Raw genomic sequence first — 19,958 nt, 5'->3', positions numbered from 1 at the left:
TTCTTTTACAGGCGGTTAAACCAGCTGGTGTTTAACCGCGTTTTACAAACTTAGCGCTGGTTGGTCAGTGCCGGTTTGTTGTCGATATTGGTTAACACGCCGTTGCTGTTGAAGGTCAGAGTCAGCGTCTGCTGAGTCACATCTTCATGGCCTGGCTGCTGACGGAAGATATAGAACCAGGTATTGGTGCCAAACGGATCGCTCATCATCGGGGTTCCCAGTGCATACGCAACCTGCTGTTGCGTCATACCTACACGGATTTTGGCAACGTCGGTGGGCGTCAGGTAGTTCCCCTGGTTGATATCCGGACGGTAAACCACGCGTTCCAGAGTGGAGCAACCAGCGGTCAACATCAGAAGAACCGCTGCGGCAGCAGTCAGCATTTTACAGCGCATAGTGATTTGATTCCTTTTCGGGCCCGAACAGTACGTGGCTCATATGTAATATGCCGATAATAATAGACCTTTCGCCAGTTTAAAACCTTTGTGGCCGGGTCTGTTGTCGTTTTGTCGAGAAGTCAGACCGTCATATTACCGAAAAGTTTACGCTGCCAGCAGCTCTTTGGCATTCGCCAGCGCGTTACGCGTCACTTCGCTGCCGCCCAGCAGACGGGCCAGCTCCTGCAGACGCGCACGTTTATCCAGCGGCTGCATATGGGTTTCTGTCATGGCGCCATCGGTCTCTTTGCTGACATAGAAGTGGTGATGCCCACAGCCGGCCACCTGCGGCAGGTGCGTCACGCACATAACCTGTGTTGACTCGCCCAGTTGGCGCAGCATTTTACCAACAACGGCAGCTGTCGGGCCGCTGATACCCACGTCCACTTCATCGAAGATCAGCGCCGGGGTTTCCATCTTACGGGCGGTAATCACCTGAATCGCCAGCGCAATACGCGACAGCTCACCGCCGGAGGCGACTTTGGCGATCGCCTGCAGTGGTTGCCCTGGGTTGGTGGTGACACGAAACTCGATACGATCCGCACCGTCTGCCGTCAGGGTATGGTCATTGAATGCCACATCAATCTCAAACACGCCGTGCGGCATGGAGAGTAAGTGCATACTTTCGGTGATCAGCTGGCTGAGCTCCTGCGCATACTTCACGCGCTGCGCATGCAGCTGCTGTGCGCTCTCCAGCGCCAGCTGGTGATGATGGCTAACAGCCAGCGCCAGCGTCTCCTGTGAATCTGCCTGATCTTCAAGCAGCTGCTGCTCATCCAGCAGAGACTGGTGGAACTGCGGCAGCTCTTCCGGCGCGATATGGTGCTTGCGCGCCAGCGATATCTGGCGGGAGATACGCTGCTCCAGCTCATAAAGGCGGTTGGGATCGAGATCTAAACGGTCGCAGTAGTGGCGCAGCTCATCGCTGGCTTCACTGATCTGGATTGCCGCCTCTTCCAGCATCTCCAGCACGCTGGAGAGACGCGTATCCATCCCGATGAGCTCTGTAAGCAGCTGGCGGGCGCTGTAGAGCTGGCTCTGCAGGTTAACGTCTTCGCCATCGGCAAGCACGTTCAGCGCATGCTGGCTGGTGGAGAGCAGCTGTCCGCTGTTAGCGAGACGCTTGTACTCTTCATCGATCTGTTCAAATTCGCCCGGCTGCGGGCTGAACTCGTTAAGCTCTTTTAACTGATAGTGCAGCAGCTCAGCGCGCGCGGCGCGCTCCTGGCTCTGCTGCTGGTGCTGTGCCAGCTCACGACAGCTTTGATGCCAGGCGCGGTAGCGCTCCGCCATTTGCTGAGTGAGCACATACTCACCGGCATAGCCATCGAGCAGGGTTTTCTGGTGTTCGGATTTAATCAGCAGCTGATGTGCATGCTGACCGTGGATCTGGATAAGCAGTTGACCCAGTTCGCGCAGCTGGGAAAGGGGAACGGCAGTGCCGTTGATAAAGCCGCGGGAGCGGCCATCGCTGCTGATGACGCGGCGAAGTAAACACTCACGTCCATCTTCAAGCTGATTCTCTTCGAGCCAGCGCTGCGCGGCAGGGGTATCTTTCAGAGCAAAGCGGGCGCAGAGATCGGCGCGCTGTGCGCCGGCGCGTACCATGTCAGCTTCAGCGCGACCGCCAAGGCAGAGCCCGAGCGCGTCAATCGCGATGGATTTACCTGCGCCGGTTTCGCCGGTAATAGCCGTCATCCCGCTATTAAAATCGATCTCAAGCTCACGAACGATAGCAAAATTACTGATGGTGAGTTGTGCCAACATGGTTGCTTTCCTGTATGAAAAACCATAACTGTGTTTTCGTACAGTATAAACTGGAATTATATACAGTAAAGCCCCGCAGCCTCTTTTCAGAACAATTTTTTCGACCAGCCAAGCTTGGAGCTTAACGTGTTGAAATAGCTGTAATCTTTAGGGTGGATGAGATTCAGATGATAGTCACAGCGGCGGATAAGCACATCTTCACCCTCCTGAATCGGCAGCGCGATCTGGCTGTCGCAGCTCACTTCAAGGTCGCTACGGCGATGGGAAAAACGCAGGCGAATGGTGCTGCTGCTGTTAATCACCAGCGGACGCGCCGAGAGGGTATGCGGAAACATCGGCACCAGCGTAATGGCGTCCAGCGAAGGGGTGAGGATCGGGCCGCCCGCTGAGAGCGAGTAGGCCGTGGAGCCAGTTGGTGTGGAGATAATCAGGCCATCCGAGCGCTGGGAGAAGGCAAAGACTTCATCTATATAGACTTCAAACTCAATCATGTGCGCCACTTTGCCAGGGTGCAGCACCACTTCATTAATGGCAGTGCTGATGCGCTTCTGGCAATCCTGCTGGCACACCTGTACTTCCAGCAAAAACCGTTTCTCAGCGATGTAGTGACCCTCAAGCACATCGGCCAGCTGCTGCTGCGCATTATCGGGGTCAAGATCGGTCAGAAAGCCCAGATTGCCGCGGTTAATGCCAATCACTTTGATGTCGTAACGCGCCAGCGTGCGCGCCGCGCCAAGCATATTGCCATCGCCGCCGACCACCACCGCCAGATCCGCTTGTTGCCCAATGTCCGCCAGCGTACCGGTTCTCACATTCGCGAGTTTCAGCTCATGAGCAATACGCTGTTCAACCATCACGTCATAGCCTTTGGCATGCAGCCAGCGGTAGAGCATTTCATGTGTGGTGAGCGCGGTAGGGTGGCGCGGGTGCCCGACAATACCAATACACTTGAAATGTTGGGTCATTTTCTGCGGGTCCTTGTGGCGAATGAATGATGACAATCTGACTTGTTCCCTTGAATCCAGGAAACGGATCCCCATAATAATGCAGGTTAGCGAGATGATTGCAAAAAAACGCGGAGAAATTCATGAGTAGTGAAGAACAGAAAACGCCTGACGGGCAGTCCCCGGAAGAAATTATCAAGGAACAGCACGACGACGTTGAGGCGGTAGTTGAGCCTGACGAAGCGGCTGAGCAGGTGGATCCGCGCGATGAGAAAATTGCGAATCTGGAAGCGCAGTTAGCAGCAGCGGAAACCCGCGAGCGCGAGACGGTGCTGCGTATCAAAGCGGAGATGGAAAACCTGCGTCGCCGTACCGAACTGGATATCGAGAAAGCGCACAAATTTGCGCTGGAGAAGTTCATCAATGAACTGCTGCCGGTAATCGATAGTTTGGATCGCGCGCTGGAAGTGGCTGACAAAGAGAACGCCGAGATGGCGCCGATGGTCGAAGGTATCGAACTGACCCTGAAAAACATGCTGGATGTGGTGAAGAAATTTGGTGTTGAGGTGATTGCCGACACCAACGTTCCGCTGGATCCAAATGTGCATCAGGCGATTGCGATGGTCGAGTCGGAAGAGGTCAGCGCCGGCAACGTGCTGGGTGTGATGCAGAAAGGGTTCACCCTGAATGGTCGCACTATTCGCGCCGCGATGGTTACCGTCGCCAAAGCGAAAGCGTAAAACGAAAACCCTCTCATGATGAGAGGGTTTTTTTTACTCTGTAACGCTCTCCCGCAGCGCTTTAACCGGGATCACTTTTACCTGCTTAATCATGTTCTCCTGCACATCGAGAATATCGATATCATACTGCTCAATGCGCACGCGCGTGCCTGCCGCCGGGATCTCTTCTAACTCTTCAAGCACCATGCCGTTGATGGTCCGCGCTTCATCTTCCGGTAATCGCCAGTTAAAGGCTTTGTTCAGCTCGCGAACGCTGGCGCTGCCTTCAATAATTACCGAACCGTCGTTCTGCGGCGTCGCTTCATCTGCCAGCGCAGGCGACATAGACGTGGTGAAATCCCCGACAATCTCTTCAAGAATATCTTCGACCGTCACCAGCCCCTGAATATCGCCATACTCATCTACCACCAGGCCGACTTTCTTCTTATTACGCTGAAATTTCACCAGCTGAACGCTGAGCGGTGTGCCTTCCGGTACATAGTAAATTTCATCGGCGGCACGCAGCATCACTTCTTTGGTGAACTCCTTTTTCTCGGTCATCAGGCGATAGGCTTCACGCACGCGGAGCATGCTGATGGTGTCATCCAGCGAGTCGCGATAGAGCACAATGCGACCGTGCGGCGAGTGGGTCAGCTGGCGCACAATCGATTTCCAGTCATCATTGATATCGATACCGACGATCTCATTGCGTGGCACCATGATGTCATCAACGTTGACCTTCTCCAGATCGAGAATCGACAGCAGCATATCCTGATTGCGGCGGGAAATTTTCGAGCGCGACTCGTGAACGATGGTGCGCAGCTCCTCTTTACTGAGTGCGCCGCTGACCACCACATCGGCTTTAATGCCAATCATACGCATCAAAATACGCGTCACGCCGTTCAGCAGCCACACCAGCGGTAGCATGATGATTTGCAGCGGGCCGAGCAGCAGGCTGCTGGGAAAGGCGACCTTTTCCGGATAAAGGGCAGCGATGGTTTTTGGCAGCACTTCAGAAAAGACCAGCACCACGAAGGTCAGCACACCGGTAGCGATGGCAACCCCGGCGTTGCCGTACAGGCGCATACCGACAATAGTCGCCAGCGACGAGGCGAGAATGTTGACCAGGTTGTTGCCGATCAGCACCAGGCTAATCAGGCGATCGGGCTTACGCAGCAGCTTTTCGACGCGTTTGGCCGCACGGTTGCCCTGTTTGGCCATATGGCGCAGGCGATAGCGGTTGAGGGTCATCATGCCGGTTTCTGAACCGGAGAAATAGGCTGAAACCACGACCATGATGATAAGCGTAATAATCAGCGTCGTGGTGGAGATGTGTTCCAGGGGGAACTCCTTTGCTTTAACTTACGAAATGTTGCAGGACGCGGCTGCCGAAATAGGCGAGCGTTAAAATACCGGCTCCTGCGACGTTGAACCAGACGACGCGGCGACCGCGCCAGCCTTCATGATAATGGCCCCACAGCAGGACAATATAGACAAACCAGGCGATGATCGAGAGCACCGCTTTGTCGATATTTTCCATGCTGAACAGGTTTTGCATGTAGAACAGGCCGGTGCAGAGCGTCAGCGTCAGCAGCACCACGCCGACCTGGGTGATATGAAACATCTTGCGTTCAATCACCAGTAGCGGCGGCATTTCATTGCTGAAAGCCAGCTTTTTATTCTTCAGCTGATAATCGATCCACGCCAGCTGGAGCGCATACATGGCCGCGATAATTAAGGTGGCATAGGCGAACAGCGACAGGCCGATATGCACCATCATGCCGGGCGTGGTTTCCAGATGCGTGATGAACTCATTCGGCATGAAAATGGCGAAAGCGAGATTGATTAACGCGAACGTATAAACAATCGGCAGCAGCAGCCAGCCGCGGTTTTTCGAGGCGACAATGGTCATCACCGTACAGATCATCAGGCTGACCAGTGAACCGACGTTCAGCAGGCTGAGATTTTGACCGCCATCGTCAGGGAAGATGCGCTCTTTCAGCGCGAAGCCGTGGAATATAAGCGCAAGCACCGCTGAAAAGATGGCCATTTTGCGCCAGCCGCTATTTTTTTGTAACAAGCTGGGAACAATCAGCGCAATGCTGGTTGAGTAGGCAACAAGAGCGATCAGGGCAAAAACGGGCATAGGCGTGTCGACAGTTGACTAAGAGAGAAAGAGAAGCAGTATAACGTTACGTGACCCAGCCTCCAACAGTTCCATCACATACAGCCGCGATGTCTTCATGCTATACTGCGGCGAATTTCTGTTATGCGTCGCGCTGGCGGCCAATCGTATCACCTCAGGCGAGAGACAATGTTTGATAATTTAACCGATCGTTTGTCGCGCTCACTGCGCAATATCAGTGGCCGTGGACGCCTCACTGAAGACAACATCAAAGAGACCCTGCGCGAAGTGCGCATGGCGCTGCTGGAAGCTGACGTTGCGCTGCCGGTAGTGCGTGACTTTATCAACCGCGTGAAAGAGAAAGCGGTTGGTCACGAAGTCAACAAGAGTCTGACCCCGGGCCAGGAGTTCGTCAAAATCGTGCGCAACGAACTGGTTGCCGCGATGGGCGAAGAGAATCAGAGCCTCAACCTGGCGGCGCAGCCACCGGCAGTGGTGCTGATGGCGGGCCTGCAGGGTGCGGGTAAAACCACCAGCGTTGGTAAGCTCGGTAAGTTCCTGCGCGAGAAGCACAAGAAGAAAGTGATGGTCGTCTCCGCGGACGTTTACCGCCCGGCGGCGATCAAACAGCTGGAGACGCTGGCGCAGCAGGTCGAGGTCGATTTCTTCCCCTCTGACGTCGCGCAAAAGCCGGTCGACATCGTTAACGCGGCGCTGAAAGAGGCGAAGCTGAAGTTTTATGACGTGCTGCTGGTGGATACCGCCGGTCGTCTGCACGTTGATGAAGCGATGATGGAGGAGATCAAACAGGTTCACGCGGCGATTAAGCCCGTTGAGACGCTGTTTGTTGTCGACGCCATGACCGGTCAGGATGCCGCCAACACGGCAAAAGCCTTTAATGAAGCGCTGCCGCTGACCGGTGTCGTGCTGACCAAAGTGGACGGCGATGCCCGCGGCGGTGCGGCGCTCTCTATCCGCCATATCACCGGTAAGCCGATCAAATTCCTCGGCGTCGGTGAGAAAACCGAAGCGCTGGAGCCGTTCCACCCGGATCGTATCGCGTCGCGTATTCTCGGCATGGGCGACGTGCTGTCGCTGATCGAAGATATCGAAAGCAAAGTTGACCGTGCGCAGGCTGAGAAGCTGGCGAACAAGCTGAAAAAAGGCGACGGCTTCGATCTGACCGACTTCCTTGAGCAGCTGCGCCAGATGAAAAACATGGGCGGTATGGCGAGCCTGATGGGCAAGCTGCCGGGCATGGGCCAGATCCCCGATAACGTTAAAGCGCAGATGGATGACAAAGTGCTGGTGCGTATGGAAGCGATCATCAACTCGATGACCTTCAAAGAGCGCGCCAACCCGGACATCATCAAAGGCTCGCGCAAACGCCGCATCGCTGCAGGCTGCGGTATGCAGGTGCAGGATGTAAACCGTCTGCTTAAACAGTTCGACGACATGCAACGCATGATGAAGAAGATGAAGAAGGGCGGGATGGCGAAGATGATGCGCGGGATGAAAGGGATGATGCCCCCCGGTTTCCCTGGCCGCTAAAACAAGGGTATAAGGCTATCTTGTTTGCCATTTTGGCCCCGGGGTGTGCTCGAAATGCTCACGTACTACGTGTACGCTCCGCTTTCTGCGCGCACGCCGGAACCAAACTGGCTGCACCGACATACGCCTTATTTCCCCTGTTTGCTTTATCTTGATTGCAATTCCCCCCAAAATCAGTAAAATTTTCGGGCTTTTAATATGATACCAGGCTCCGTTCCTCGATGGGGCCGGGTGTTTTATTCACACAAGAGGATGTTATGGTAACTATTCGTTTAGCTCGTCACGGCGCTAAAAAGCGTCCGTTCTACCAGGTTGTTGTTACTGACAGCCGTAATGCACGCAACGGTCGCTTCATTGAGCGCGTTGGTTTCTTCAACCCGATCGCGTCTGATAAAGAAGAAGGCACTCGCCTGGATCTGGATCGTATCGCACATTGGGTTGGCCAGGGCGCTACCGTTTCCGATCGCGTTTCCGCGCTGATCAAAGAAGCAAAGAAAGCAGCTTAATCTGTCACGGTGGTCATGATGAGCAAGCAACAAACCGCATCGGCCCCTGCTGAGCCAATTATTGTTGGCAAACTGGGATCTTCTTACGGAATTCGTGGTTGGCTCAGAGTGTTTTCCTCCACCGAAGACGCCGAAAGCATTTTTGACTATCAGCCCTGGTTTATCCAGAAGGCGGGTCAGTGGCAGAGCATTGAGCTGGAAAGCTGGCGCTACCACAATCAGGATATCGTCATCAAGCTGAAAGGCGTTGACGATCGCGATGCCGCGAATCTTCTGACGAATTGCGAAATTCTCGTTGATTCCGCGCAGTTGCCGCAACTGGAAGAGGGTGACTACTACTGGAAAGACCTTATGGGTTGCCAGGTAGTGACTACTGAAGGTTACAGCCTCGGTAAAGTCATCGATATGATGGAAACCGGGTCGAATGACGTTCTCGTCATCAAGGCAAACCTGAAAGATGCGTTCGGTATCAAGGAGCGGTTGGTTCCGTTCCTCGATGGGCAGGTTATCAAGAAAGTCGATCTCACTACTCAAACCATTGAAGTAGATTGGGATCCTGGTTTTTAAACCTCCGGATATACGGTAAAAGACGGCGCTATGTGGATTGGCATAATTAGCCTGTTTCCTGAAATGTTCCGCGCGATTACCGACTACGGGGTAACTGGCCGGGCAGTAAAAAAAGGCCTGCTGAGCATTGAGAGCTGGAGTCCACGTGACTTCGCTCATGACCGGCACCGTACCGTGGACGAACGTCCTTACGGCGGCGGACCGGGAATGCTAATGATGGTGAACCCTTTACGGGACGCCATTCACGCAGCGAAAGCCGCGGCGGGCGAAGGCGCGAAGGTGATTTATCTTTCGCCTCAGGGACGCAAGCTTGATCAAGCGGGCGTGAGCGAACTGGCTACCAATCAGAAACTGATTCTGGTGTGCGGTCGCTACGAAGGGATAGATGAGCGGGTAATCCAGACCGAGATTGATGAAGAGTGGTCTATTGGTGATTACGTGCTCAGCGGCGGTGAGCTGCCAGCAATGACGCTGATTGACTCGGTTTCCCGGTTTATTCCGGGGGTACTGGGCCACGAAGCTTCAGCAACGGAAGACTCCTTTGCTGATGGATTGCTGGACTGCCCGCACTATACTCGTCCTGAAGTGTTAGAAGGGATGGAAGTACCGGCGGTTTTGCTGTCGGGAAATCATGCCGAGATACGTCGCTGGCGTCTGAAGCAGTCGCTGGGCCGCACCTGGCTTAGAAGACCTGAACTTCTGGAAAACCTGGCTCTGACTGAAGAGCAAGCAAGGTTGCTGGCGGAGTTCAAAAGCGAACACGCACAACAGCAGCAACAGAAACATGATGGGATGGCTTAAGCCCTCCAAATATCAGTTTACCCAGGATAAGAGATTAAATTATGAGCAACATCATTAAGCAAATTGAACAAGAGCAGATGAAGCAGGACGTACCTTCCTTCCGTCCGGGTGACACCGTGGAAGTGAAAGTATGGGTTGTTGAAGGTTCCAAAAAACGTCTGCAGGCATTCGAGGGCGTGGTTATCGCTATTCGTAACCGCGGTCTGCACTCTGCATTCACTGTTCGCAAAATTTCCAACGGCGAAGGCGTTGAGCGTGTCTTCCAGACTCACTCTCCGGTAGTTGACAGCATTGCTGTTAAACGTCGTGGTGCTGTACGTAAAGCTAAACTGTACTACCTGCGTGAGCGCACCGGTAAGTCTGCTCGTATTAAAGAGCGTCTTAACTAAGATAGCGCACGCGCTACATCCAAAGCGTGTTATAGAACAAGGGGTTAGCGTAATGCTAACCCCTTTTTTATTGTCTGTGGCGGCAGAGTGGCGGCAGAAAAACGGGCGATCTACAGGCATAAAAAAAGCCTGCGGATGCAGGCTTAATGAGGTGCGACGTTAGCGCAGGCTGGCAGGCGAAGCGGTGGGCGCTGCCACAGGCCGGACAATATAGCGTGCCAGCGATTCATGGGTGACAAACGTACAACCACACTCAACGTTCTGGCACTGGTGATAACGCTCTTTGGTTTCGGTACTGAGGTAGCGGCTGGAGCGCGCATGCGCCGCCTGCTGGCATACCGGGCAATGCATCATAATGGGGTCTCCTTCGTGTTTATGCTAGCTATGATAGCCTCCAATCTTGCAAATACAAGTTAATTAATGCATTTGTGATTTTTATTTTGCATCATACTCAACATTATTAATGCGAACCTCCAGCTCCACACTGCTGACAAAACCCTGCGTGTTCATGGTATGGGTCACTTTTTTGACGACCCACATCCTGGCGTTAATCACATTTTTGAACCCAGTCACTATCACCGGCGTTTCGGGACGCAGGTCTGCTCTGCCCTGCGCAAGGGTAATTGAAAATTTCGCCGCGTTGCGCTGGATCTCGCTCCATTGGGCTTCAGCTGCCAGCTTCGCCTCCTCTTTATTCGCGAACGTGGTGGAGAGAATCAGAACGTTTTCTTTTGAGCCTGCTGTGTAGTCTGTCGGCTCGCTTTTCCCATTTGAGGCTGCCTGGCTACTGACCGCCTGCGGATGGGAAATCGGCGTGACCTTCTGTTGCGATGATGTTCTCTGTAGCTGAATCGTGTTCTGGTTTTTTGGCATGGCGGTATCTTGCCAATGCGCCGTGACGCCAGAGTAGTTGATGCGATCGGCAACCGAGAAATCATGGCTGTCGCCATCGCTACGGGCTATCGTGGCGGAGGGCATTGTTTCGCCGCCTACTACGCACATGCCCGGGACGATGAAAAACAGTTTGCCCGATTTGACGGCGATCTCGGCACCGTTACGCCGCGCCAGGCGCGTCAGAAAGTTTGCGTCGGACTCATTCGACTGATCGATATGCGCAATCTTAATCTGCGCCAGCGAGGGTGGCAGACTGGTGTCCAGCTTATTACGTTTAGCAATCTCCTCAACGATGGCGCCGAGCGTCGTATCATGCCAGGAGCTATCCTGTGGGCTGTTCAGGCTGCCGCGAAAATCTGCGCTTTTAGCGGTGACGCTAACCTGATCCGGTGTGCCTTTGTGGCTGACCTGGTCGACAATAAAGGAGCCCATTTCAGTCAGCGCAGCACCCTGCCAGCCGATGGCCAGCGTGATGACATTGCTCCGCTCTGGCATCTCGATTTGCCCGTCAGCATCATCAAGTGTCAGCGTAAGCGTATCCGCTTCGAACCCCCGGTTATCCGTCACCGTCAGGGCAATCAACCGGGACTGAATATTGCCCGTAATATCCTTCTTCCCGAGCTTTAATGAAAATGCCGGCGTTTTTACCCGTGCTAAGCCGTTTGTGAATGCATTAAGCATCAGAACCTCTCCAGCATGTTGGTCGCCAGCTGCTTACCCTGGTCATAAATATCGCCAAACATCGCTTTCAGCGACTCATCGACGCGGGTCAGCTTCAAGGTGAAGTTGATTTTGCGCGGTGATCCGTCCGGGTAAAAAAGGGTGCCGGTTTCGCTGACGCTATTAATCACAAACATCCCGTAAATCATGCCCGTACCATCAATCAGCGGCCAGGCTTTGCCCTGTTCCGCCATCAGACGTACCGCCGAAAGTGACAGCGTGCCGCCGGTAATCTCCGGGAAGAGTTCGCCACTGATAGTGATGGTGTCGTTTTCCGGCCCGGTGTACTGAAAGGCGTTGCGTTTACCCATGCGCGCGTTGCTGGGCCATCTGAAGGTGCTATCGCGTTGCATGGTTTGATAGGGCAGCGTCTGCCGCATAAATACAAAAAGCCCAAGTGCCAGCATCATGAGGCAAATCCTCCTGCCGCGCTGAATTGTGAAAGGGAGTTAGTGCGTTTCTCCTGCTCGTGCTGCGCCAGCAGATCTCTTAACTGGCGCGTGCCATCGCCGCCGGATGACATATCTCCCTGCAGAGTGATGTTGTATTCGCTCTTGCTTTGATCGACATAGGATCCGCCGGTCGCAGGGCGCGCCGCCTGATAATTGTCTAAGCGTGGAGGTTGCACCATGCCAAACGCTGCACCGCCAGTGGTCGGTTGGGTTTGCTTATCCGGGCTGGCATCAGCGGATTGTTTGTTAATAACGCCAAGCTTATCCAGCAACCAGGTGACGCCCTCGATCAGCAGTTTTAGCGGTTTGAAAGGCAGTGTCAGTGCCTCAACCAGCAGTTGACCGAAAATCTTTCCGGCGTTACCGAAGCTCTCAAGGGTTTGCTGGCTGGATTTGACGGGGGTGAGCAGATCGCCGAACCACCCTGCAATGTTACTTATCACCTGGCCGATACCTTCGAAAAGCGGCTGGAACGGCGCAAACAACTCGGCGATGGGGGCAAACGCCGTTTTGATGCCTTCAATGACACCGCCAAAGAAGGCGCTAACCGGCTCCCAGTACTTATATATCAGCAGCGCAGCTGCCGCGATGCCGGCAATAGTGGCGACAATCGGTAGCGTGAGTGAGCCAATCACTGCCGCTATCCCGCCGAAAATAGTGGTAAATACGCTGCCGAGCGTCGTCGCGATGGTGATAAGCGTGCTGATGCCGGTGAACACCGGCGCGATAACGCCCGCTACGGTGCCGACAGCGCCTGCAATGCCCACCACGACCGTATCAATAAGCCCAAAGCTCTGCACCAGCCCCTGGTTGTTTTGCACCCACTCTTGCAACTTCCCGACGTAGCGGGTCGCAGTCTGCACCAGCGAGCGCAGGGATGACTCCTGGGTACTGAAAATATCAACGCTCAGGGACTGATAAGCCGCCTGCAGCGCCTCAAGATCGGTACCCAGGTTGCCGACACTGCCCTGCATCGCCGCGGCGGGGCCGGCAGCGCTATTCTGCAATGCTGCGACCGCCGTTCCCGGAGCACCGGTACTGTTTTGCAGGGTAGCAACGGCTGTTCCCGAGCCGTTTTGCAGCGTAGCGACCGCTGTTCCGGAGGCGGGGGTACTGTTCTGTGCACCGGGCTCTGCGTTATCGGACGCCGCAGCCGGCGCAAGCGGGCTGTTTTTCAGCGACGCTTCATAGCCCGGCTGCATAATTTTTTTGCCGAGTTCAAAGCCGGTGGTGGCAATCGACTTGCCTCTCTCGCCAATGGCGGAGACCTTTTCGCCCGCACCCAGAATGCGCTGCTGCACGGCCTGGATTTTTGCCGCACGCAACTGGCGCTTCTGGTGCTGCTCCTGTTTGAGCGCCTGGCGCTGGGTGATCAACTGTGCCGACTCATCGCTGATACGGCTATTGAGCTGGAGTCGTGCGGATAACGGCGTTCTCGCCTCAATACCGGCTGTCTTCAGGGAGGTCTTATTAGCTTTGATCGTTCTGCGCAGGGTAAGACGTTCCTTTTTGAGCGCTGTCTCCGACTTAGGTTTTCCGCTCCAGGGATCGATAATCGCTGGCGCTGCTGTGCCGTTGGCGGCATTTTGCCTGTTCTGTTTGATGTCGCTCAACTGCGCATTGACGGAGGCAAGGGCTTTTTCCGCGCGCATGATGTCGTCGACCTGCGCAAGCTGGGTGTACAAGCCGCGCAGGTTTTTCTCCGTTCCTTTCACGCTGTCAGACAGAGAGAGACTCTCTGTCTGCAACGATTGAAACGGGCGCGTCGCCTGATCAACAGCCGTGAGCAATTCCTCTAATTTTGCGCTGTTACTCATATCTGTTTCCGCTTCGCTGTAGCGCTTTCTCGCGCCAGGTGATGAGTTCTGTCAGGCTCAGGGGGTAGAGTTCTGACGGCGGCCAGTGAAAGATCACCGCGATATCCGCCATCAGATCGTCAACCGACAGAGAGGCCGGAAAAGTTACTGTGCCGAAGCCGGTGACAAAAAACCGACCACCTTGCCCGCCAGCGCGACCATATCGACCAGGTCGAGGGCGCCCACTTCCTGCTCCGTCAGCGACGGGGAGGTGATGCGCGGCAGCACTTTGATCAGCGCATCGACATCGGCATTCGCCACCGACGCCAGGCTCAATCCGCGCAGCGTACCGGCGTTGGGTTTCATCAGCGTCACGCTGTTAATCAGCTGCTCACCGCGCTTAATCGGCGTTTCCAGGGTAATCACGTTGTCAGTTTCGTTGCTCATGGCATCCTCACTCTCTTCTTCGCGGGAAAAGGTACCCGGCCAGCAGGCTGACCGGGCGGTTATTACAGGCCGATGTTACGGCGGTGCTGCTCAAGGCGATCGACGCCGTTCACTTTCTCCACCATGTTGACGGTGTCGATTTCCACCAGCTCCTTGCCATCCATCGTCAGCTTGAAGTAGCTGCAGACCACGGAGATTTTGGACTCGGTATCTTCGCCCGGTTTGTTCTCGCCGGTGTCGATCTCTTTCTGACGACCACGCATTACCACTTCAACAGCAACCGTCTCGCCGGTGTCGTCGCGCTGGTAGGAGCCGGCAAAGCGAATCGGAACCGCATCCGCGGTGGTGGCACCATAGAGTTCCCAGATGGCGGCATCAGGGAAGCCGCCCAGCGACCACTCCATCGACAGGGCTTCGTCATCGAGACCCATATCAATCGGTGCTACGCCGTTCATGCCTGCGCCACGGTAGTTCTCCAGCTTGCGGGTCAGCTTCGGCAGCGTGATGGATTTGGCGATCCCCTGATAGCTAAAGCCATTGAGGAACACGTTCATATATTTAAGTTTTCGCGGCATTGCCATCTATCTGTTCCTTACTTGCTGTTAACTGAGGAGACCAGGTTCGCCAGATACTTATCCGTGATGCGCTGGCGCAGGGTCAGGTTTTCCAGAGGCGGCACCGGCGTATAGTCGTAATCGATATAGAGCTTGCCCGCCTTCAGCGATGCGGCGTCGTTAGCCTCTTCATCGAACCAGCAGGTGGCATCGATGATGTAGCCATTGCTTTTCAGCTCGCGGAATTTGGCATTGATGCCGTCGATGATGTCGCGAATCAGCGATGCGGTGATCGGTTTGTCCACCGCCCACATATGCGCATCAGCCATGGTGTCGGCAATCACCTGCGCGGTACGGGTGTAGTTTTCAAACAGGAACAGCGGATCGTCGGAGCAGGTGCGGTTGCCCCAGAAACGGAAGCCATCTTTGCGAATCAGCGTGGTGACGCCCGCTTCGTTCAGCAGATCGGCATCGGTGCCCGACTCCTGCAGATCCCAGAACACCGGGGTGCTGATGCCGGTAACGCCATTGACGCCGACATTGGAGAGGGTTTTATGCCAGCCGGCGGACTGGTCGATCGCCGCACGCATGCCCAGCGCGCGAGCCGTTGAGTAAGCGACAGAAGAGCTGTTGCTGGCGGTATCCCAGGCGAGGAAATCCGGCCAAATGACCATCAGTTCGCGCTGGCTGAAGTTTTCGCGATACTTGATCGCTTCAGAAATGGTTTTACAGCCCCAGGCGCTGACATAACCAAAGGCGCGCAGCTTCTGGCAGATCGGTGCCAGCGCGGTAGCGACTTCGAGGCTATCGAGACCTGGTACGCCAAGAATGCGCGGTTTCACGCCGGTCACCGCTTCGGCGGTCAGCAGCGCTTTCAGGCCGGTATATTTACCGTTTTCGTCGGTGGTGCCGATGATGTTGGAGAGGGTCTGCGCCTGCGCATCCTCACCGCTGCCTTCGGCAACACGAACAACAACAATCACCGGTTTCGCCTGGTCGGCAATCGCCTGCAGCGAAGCCGCCAGCGTGCCTTGCTTGCCCGCTTTGGCAATTGCGCTCTGCACGTTAGTGATCAGAACCGGTTCATTGAGGGGGAACATCCCTGCGTCTGCATCGCTGGCGGTACAAACCATGCCGACAATGGCCGTTGAGACTGTGGAAATGACGCGCGTGCCATCGTTGATTTCGACGACCTGAACGCCATGATGATAATCACTCATCCGTTTAACTCCGTGGTGTTGGGGTGAGTGCTATTTTCGAGTGTGGCGTCGCGGCGCGCTATTTGTCCGGGTTGGAGAGAGGCTGATACAACAGCGGAAATTAAAAAAACGGGCCGCAGCCCGTTTGATTTATGCTGGCTTTGCCGGCCAGTCGATATTTTTGTAATGATCCTCAGTCGTCACATCACTAACATCAAGCGCTTTCAGTTTATTGGTATACTCCAGCCAGCTTATAAGCTTCGCCTTATTCTCTTCACTGAGGGTGCCGAGCTGCAGTTCCGCTTTCCAGTCACTAACAATGCTGTTAACGTCCAGAATCCGATTCTTAAGGTCTGACTTCGCTTTTCCCTGCCAGTTAATAACCGGCTCTTTCAGTACGGGGAAGCCGTTATTGTCTGCGGCGATCACTTTTCCGAACGATTGCGCCAGGATAATAGGCTGATACTCCTCCTCCGGAATTTCAACCAGGTCGTCAGGCCATGTGCCGGCGCGTTGATACGCCTCTTTTAATTCTTGCGGATAGAAAGCATTATTTTTGGCACTGTAAAAATAGATCATATTAATATCCTACCGCCCAGTAAGTAATCAGGCCCGTACGGGCATCAGAGGTTCCGTCATTTGACTGGAAGACCAGGTTAGCAGAAGCATTACTCATCGCCTGTCCCCATACAGAGAGCATTCCCAATGTGTTCGACGTTGTCGTGCTTCGTTTCAGCGTTGGCAAAAAAGCCACGCATGCAGAAGGAAATGCAATCGGGAACGTGATGGTTTTCAGCGTGTCGTCATAGACAGCATCAGTGGTTCCCCATTGATAAATCAATCCTGTGCTGGCGTCTTTAAACCAGCCATTGACCGCTTTCGAGGCTGCATTTTTTAACGGATAGCGCGAATCAAAGTTCGCATAGTCTGAAGGAATAACCATGCCTGAAATATTGGTCTGACTTCCACCTAAATTGAGCTGTTGGCCTGTTTTCGGTGACAGGAATACTGCGCCACTTTCAGAAAGGAATAGTCTGTTTTCACCTTTATAGTTGTAGAGGGCTACGTCGTTGGAATCATTGCTGCCCTTGCCGACATACCATTGGTTCACATTTGACGCGTCCCGTGAAATAACGTAACTGGCTGCCTCGTTGACGGTTCCCTTTATTGCAACAGCTTCACCATCAGCGTTAATAGCTAATCTTCCTGACATCACATCGCCGGCCTTTGACACAGCTCCCACCTCTGCTGCCGTGAGGCTGTTTTTAATTGCCAGACTTCCAAGACCCAGGTACGCACGAATATCTGTTACGGCTCCCTTTGCAATCAGTTCTCGCCCGACCGCAGTGAGGTCAGTCAGCGTGACGGTATCAACACCGGAGAAATAGGGAAGTTTGTTAGCGCTGGTTGCGAGAGCGGCAATTGCGGTTAAAGCCGCATCGAGAGGTTGCTTGCCGGCCAGTTCGCTATTTATTGTGGCGCTGAAATTGGGATCGTTATTAATAGCCGCAGCGATCTCTTTGAGAGTATCCAGTGTGGCAGGAGCACCATTAACCAGCGCAGTAATAGCTGTCTGAACAAACGCTGTGGTAGCGATCTGCGTAGTGCTGTTACCTGCTGTCGGAGTAGGTGCCTTCGGCGCACCGCTGAATGTCGGGCTGGCAAGGGGGGCATACTGCTTGTGTGGGTTTGCCACATCAATATGCTCTTTCATCTGGTTATCGGTGTAGGCTTTCACCTCAATAACCTTGTCATCGACATACTTGCGCGTCGCCAGCACCACAGCCGGATCGATTTTCAGGCTTACCGCCGAGGTAGCAGAGACCACCAGCGCCATACGCAGGGTTTGTGTGCGGGCGCTGCCCTCCAGCAGAAGCGGTTTATAGGTCTCCGGGCAGTTAGCAACGGCAATCAGCGTGCCATCGGCGTCATAAAGGCCGATTTCGCGGATCCAGAAACCGCCTTCGTTCTCGGGGATGACCTGCTCGGCGATAATCTGGTTCGCGTCACCAGGGTCGACGAACAGCATATTCAGTGGCGCAATACGTTTCTGGTTAACCAGCTTCGTTTGTGCGGGATCGGGCGTTGGCAGGCTGCCGTTACCGTCACCAGTGGCCATATGGGTCAGCTTCAGCTGCGTGCCGAGCGCGGTGGCGTTCGCAAGCTTCGCGGTACCCTGGTTAGTCAAAATGGCAAAATATTTCATAGTCAGGCGTTCACTCTCAGGTTTGCGATTGAGTAAACGCTATTGTCGTGGGCGCTCTGGGGAAGAGGCTATCGAATGCGGTTGGCTGCCAGGCGGGACAACCCAACGGAGAAAGCCTGATGCGGCGTCGCGTTATCAGGCCTGAGGATGTTGTAGGCCGGGTAAGCGCAGTGCCACCCGGCAAAACGGGCCGCAGCCCGTCATCTTTTATTGCGGTTGTTCAGGCCAGGCGATATCGGGCGCGGTTGCCGTATCGACTTTCTGCAGAGCCTGAATATAGCGCATCCAGGCGATAAGCTGCGCTTTATCATCATCGCTGATGATGCCGAGTTGCAGTTCGGTCTGCCACAGGCTGATGGTGTTTTTCGCATTGTTGAGCAGACGGGTTTTGGTCTGCTCTGCCTGCGCGATTTGCGCGGCCTGCTGTGCGGCCTCATCAGTTACCCAGGCACTGCCGTTCCAGACGTCATAGGGGGTGGCGGGGGCAAGCGGGGTGACATCGTCCGGGTAGTCGCCCAACTGCGTCAGCGTCCTTTTCACGCCAGTGGTTTTTTCATACACGTCGCTGCCGCGGTAGTCGGGGGCATACTCCCAGCCATCCAGCGCTGTGTTACGGCGCACCGCAAAACCCGGTTTCGCCGCTAAAGGCTCATCAAGCGCCGAGTTCGCCGGAATACCGACGCCTACAGCAATATACTCGACGGTGCTGCCGAGATATTCACGGCTTCCCCCGTCAAAGTTATAGACGGTGACAGTCCCTGCCTGGATAGCTAAGTGGTTTTCGTTAAAAATTGCGGTTGTCATTATGCGGCTCTCACGATGAAGTTAAAGGCAACGTTGCGTGGGCGGGTTTCGACACCACCCGTTTTTTCCATCAGGATATAGGTCTGAGCCCGGAGTCCTACTTGTTGTGTGGTCTCCAGACTTTCACTGTTTTCATCGGTATAAGCGATTATTCGATCTGTTCGAGTGTCATACTCGTTAATAAAACGGTGATTGTGCGCCCGGAACTCATCCGCCTGGGCGGAAAGCATAATTCGCAGGGGATCCACATTACGCCCTGCATCCCAGCCGCGAATAAACTCGCCGCGCAGATCCGGCAGTAAACCGGCCGGATACGCTTTCGCCAGACGTGGATATTTTGACTTATCGAACGTGGCGCCATTACAGACGAACCAGCCTGATGGTGGCTCTACCTGTGGCCAGGCGACCGGCACACCGACCGGCAGAATGTAGGCATCATTTGCCACCACATCACGCACATATTTGGTATTGGCAATCTGCTGACCGTAATTACTCACCAGCGTGTCCGGAACCGTCGGGATCCCCGTGAACGCTGGGCTGGCGAGCGGCGCATATTGCGGATGTGGATTGGCGGCCTTGAGATGATTACTCAGCAGGTCATCAGCATACTGGCGGGTGGCCAGTACCACCGACGGATCGATTTTCAGCGTCACCGCCGCCGTTGAGGAGACGACCACCACCATACGGATGGTCTGCGTGCGTCCGCTACCCTCCTGCAGCTGCGGTTTATAGGTTTCCGGGCAGTTCGCCACCGCAATCAGCACGCCAGCATCGTCATAGAGGCCAATTTCACGGATCCAGAAGCCACCTTCGGTTTCCGGAATCACCTGTTCAGCAACAATCTGGTTGCCATTTTTCGGGTCAATCGAGAGCCGGTTTAGCGGCGCGATACGCTTCTGGTTAATCAGTTGGGTTTGCGCCGGGTCGGGCGTAGGCAACTGGCCATTGGCATCGCCAACGGCCATCTGCGTCAGGCTGATTTGCGTGCCCAGCGCGGCGGCATTTGCAAGCTTTGCCGCCCCCAGGTTAGTCAAAATAGCGAAATATTTTGCGATCATGCATACGCTCTCAGGTTGTTTG

At 54.7% G+C, this 19,958-nt stretch carries 23 protein-coding genes; 6 read left to right on the top strand and 17 right to left on the bottom strand.

The genetic code is table 11. The features are described 5' to 3' along the window. Positions 1 to 50 precede the first annotated feature (50 nt). The 3 genes from bamE to nadK form a co-directional block, all read right to left on the bottom strand. Positions 51 to 395: an outer membrane protein assembly factor BamE gene (gene bamE / locus BWI95_RS04550; protein ID WP_023480683.1), complete on the bottom strand. Its 345-nt coding sequence runs from the start codon at positions 393 to 395 to the stop codon at positions 51 to 53. 147 nt (positions 396 to 542) lie between these two features. Further along, positions 543 to 2,204, bottom strand: coding sequence for a DNA repair protein RecN (gene recN / locus BWI95_RS04545; RefSeq protein WP_076769072.1), 1,662 nt, complete (start codon positions 2,202 to 2,204; stop codon positions 543 to 545). A gap of 86 nt (positions 2,205 to 2,290) precedes the next feature. After that, positions 2,291 to 3,169 (bottom strand): NAD(+) kinase, encoded by an 879-nt coding sequence (nadK, locus tag BWI95_RS04540; protein WP_023480522.1) that lies wholly within the window; start codon positions 3,167 to 3,169, stop codon positions 2,291 to 2,293. Between the two features lie 122 nt (positions 3,170 to 3,291). Here nadK and grpE point away from each other — a divergent pair, with 122 nt between their 5' ends. Then, positions 3,292 to 3,888, top strand: a complete 597-nt coding sequence (gene grpE / locus BWI95_RS04535) for a nucleotide exchange factor GrpE (protein WP_023480606.1) — start codon at positions 3,292 to 3,294, stop codon at positions 3,886 to 3,888. 33 nt (positions 3,889 to 3,921) lie between these two features. Here the strand turns inward: grpE and BWI95_RS04530 are convergent, their stop codons facing one another. Further along, positions 3,922 to 5,208 (bottom strand): HlyC/CorC family transporter, encoded by a 1,287-nt coding sequence (locus tag BWI95_RS04530; protein ID WP_076769071.1) that lies wholly within the window; start codon positions 5,206 to 5,208, stop codon positions 3,922 to 3,924. A gap of 16 nt (positions 5,209 to 5,224) precedes the next feature. Beyond that, positions 5,225 to 6,013: a cytochrome C assembly family protein gene (locus BWI95_RS04525; RefSeq protein ID WP_023480617.1), complete on the bottom strand. Its 789-nt coding sequence runs from the start codon at positions 6,011 to 6,013 to the stop codon at positions 5,225 to 5,227. A gap of 168 nt (positions 6,014 to 6,181) precedes the next feature. Here BWI95_RS04525 and ffh point away from each other — a divergent pair, with 168 nt between their 5' ends. The 5 genes from ffh to rplS all read left to right on the top strand — a co-directional run bounded on the left by ffh (position 6,182) and on the right by rplS (position 9,806). Further along, positions 6,182 to 7,543, top strand: a complete 1,362-nt coding sequence (gene ffh, locus BWI95_RS04520) for a signal recognition particle protein (protein WP_023480583.1) — start codon at positions 6,182 to 6,184, stop codon at positions 7,541 to 7,543. A gap of 257 nt (positions 7,544 to 7,800) precedes the next feature. Continuing rightward, entirely contained in the window at positions 7,801 to 8,049 is a 249-nt protein-coding gene (gene rpsP, locus BWI95_RS04515) for a 30S ribosomal protein S16 (RefSeq protein WP_023480584.1), read from the top strand. 18 nt (positions 8,050 to 8,067) lie between these two features. Next, positions 8,068 to 8,616 carry a ribosome maturation factor RimM gene (rimM, locus tag BWI95_RS04510; protein ID WP_076769070.1) on the top strand — a complete coding sequence of 183 codons (549 nt, stop codon included), beginning with the start codon at positions 8,068 to 8,070 and terminating at the stop codon, positions 8,614 to 8,616. A 30-nt stretch (positions 8,617 to 8,646) separates the two neighbouring features. Beyond that, a complete protein-coding gene (trmD, locus tag BWI95_RS04505; protein ID WP_023480607.1) occupies positions 8,647 to 9,417 on the top strand; it encodes a tRNA (guanosine(37)-N1)-methyltransferase TrmD in 771 nt (256 codons plus the stop codon). A 41-nt stretch (positions 9,418 to 9,458) separates the two neighbouring features. Then, positions 9,459 to 9,806: a 50S ribosomal protein L19 gene (gene rplS / locus BWI95_RS04500; protein WP_006178051.1), complete on the top strand. Its 348-nt coding sequence runs from the start codon at positions 9,459 to 9,461 to the stop codon at positions 9,804 to 9,806. A 159-nt stretch (positions 9,807 to 9,965) separates the two neighbouring features. Here the strand turns inward: rplS and BWI95_RS04495 are convergent, their stop codons facing one another. The 12 genes from BWI95_RS04495 to BWI95_RS04435 all read right to left on the bottom strand — a co-directional run bounded on the left by BWI95_RS04495 (position 9,966) and on the right by BWI95_RS04435 (position 19,936). Beyond that, complete coding sequence (locus tag BWI95_RS04495) at positions 9,966 to 10,160, bottom strand: ogr/Delta-like zinc finger family protein (RefSeq protein ID WP_054804241.1); 195 nt, start codon at positions 10,158 to 10,160, stop codon at positions 9,966 to 9,968. Between the two features lie 81 nt (positions 10,161 to 10,241). Next, complete coding sequence (locus BWI95_RS04490; protein WP_076769069.1) at positions 10,242 to 11,381, bottom strand: phage late control D family protein; 1,140 nt, start codon at positions 11,379 to 11,381, stop codon at positions 10,242 to 10,244. Continuing rightward, the gene (locus tag BWI95_RS04485) at positions 11,381 to 11,830 is read right to left on the bottom strand and encodes a phage tail protein (RefSeq protein ID WP_076769068.1); all 450 of its coding nucleotides are present in this window, start codon (positions 11,828 to 11,830) and stop codon (positions 11,381 to 11,383) included. Before BWI95_RS04485 ends, BWI95_RS04490 begins: the two co-directional genes overlap by 1 nt. Beyond that, positions 11,827 to 13,689, bottom strand: coding sequence for a phage tail tape measure protein (locus BWI95_RS04480; protein ID WP_076769067.1), 1,863 nt, complete (start codon positions 13,687 to 13,689; stop codon positions 11,827 to 11,829). The genes BWI95_RS04485 and BWI95_RS04480 overlap by 4 nt, the downstream gene beginning before the upstream one ends. Further along, positions 13,682 to 13,801: a GpE family phage tail protein gene (locus tag BWI95_RS04475; protein WP_034813568.1), complete on the bottom strand. Its 120-nt coding sequence runs from the start codon at positions 13,799 to 13,801 to the stop codon at positions 13,682 to 13,684. Before BWI95_RS04475 ends, BWI95_RS04480 begins: the two co-directional genes overlap by 8 nt. A 32-nt stretch (positions 13,802 to 13,833) precedes the next feature. Continuing rightward, on the bottom strand, positions 13,834 to 14,115 hold the full coding sequence (locus BWI95_RS04470; RefSeq protein WP_042713148.1) for a phage tail assembly protein: 282 nt from the start codon (positions 14,113 to 14,115) through the stop codon (positions 13,834 to 13,836). Positions 14,116 to 14,177: 62 nt separating this feature from the next. Further along, entirely contained in the window at positions 14,178 to 14,696 is a 519-nt protein-coding gene (locus tag BWI95_RS04465; protein ID WP_023480575.1) for a phage major tail tube protein, read from the bottom strand. An 11-nt stretch (positions 14,697 to 14,707) separates the two neighbouring features. Next, complete coding sequence (locus BWI95_RS04460) at positions 14,708 to 15,889, bottom strand: phage tail sheath protein (RefSeq protein ID WP_054804239.1); 1,182 nt, start codon at positions 15,887 to 15,889, stop codon at positions 14,708 to 14,710. A gap of 129 nt (positions 15,890 to 16,018) precedes the next feature. Next, a complete protein-coding gene (locus tag BWI95_RS04455) occupies positions 16,019 to 16,447 on the bottom strand; it encodes a tail fiber assembly protein (protein WP_076769066.1) in 429 nt (142 codons plus the stop codon). A gap of 1 nt (position 16,448) precedes the next feature. Beyond that, complete coding sequence (locus BWI95_RS23670; RefSeq protein WP_232374444.1) at positions 16,449 to 18,080, bottom strand: phage tail-collar fiber domain-containing protein; 1,632 nt, start codon at positions 18,078 to 18,080, stop codon at positions 16,449 to 16,451. 201 nt (positions 18,081 to 18,281) lie between these two features. Continuing rightward, on the bottom strand, positions 18,282 to 18,878 hold the full coding sequence (locus BWI95_RS04440; RefSeq protein ID WP_054804237.1) for a tail fiber assembly protein: 597 nt from the start codon (positions 18,876 to 18,878) through the stop codon (positions 18,282 to 18,284). Beyond that, complete coding sequence (locus BWI95_RS04435) at positions 18,878 to 19,936, bottom strand: phage tail protein (RefSeq protein ID WP_076769065.1); 1,059 nt, start codon at positions 19,934 to 19,936, stop codon at positions 18,878 to 18,880. Before BWI95_RS04435 ends, BWI95_RS04440 begins: the two co-directional genes overlap by 1 nt. Positions 19,937 to 19,958: the final 22 nt, after the last annotated feature.

This window comes from Kosakonia cowanii JCM 10956 = DSM 18146 (assembly GCF_001975225.1).
In the GTDB taxonomy this organism is placed as follows: domain Bacteria; phylum Pseudomonadota; class Gammaproteobacteria; order Enterobacterales; family Enterobacteriaceae; genus Kosakonia; species Kosakonia cowanii.
The sequence above is the reverse complement of the archived record's forward strand: the minus strand, read 5'-3'. Positions and strand labels throughout refer to the sequence as shown.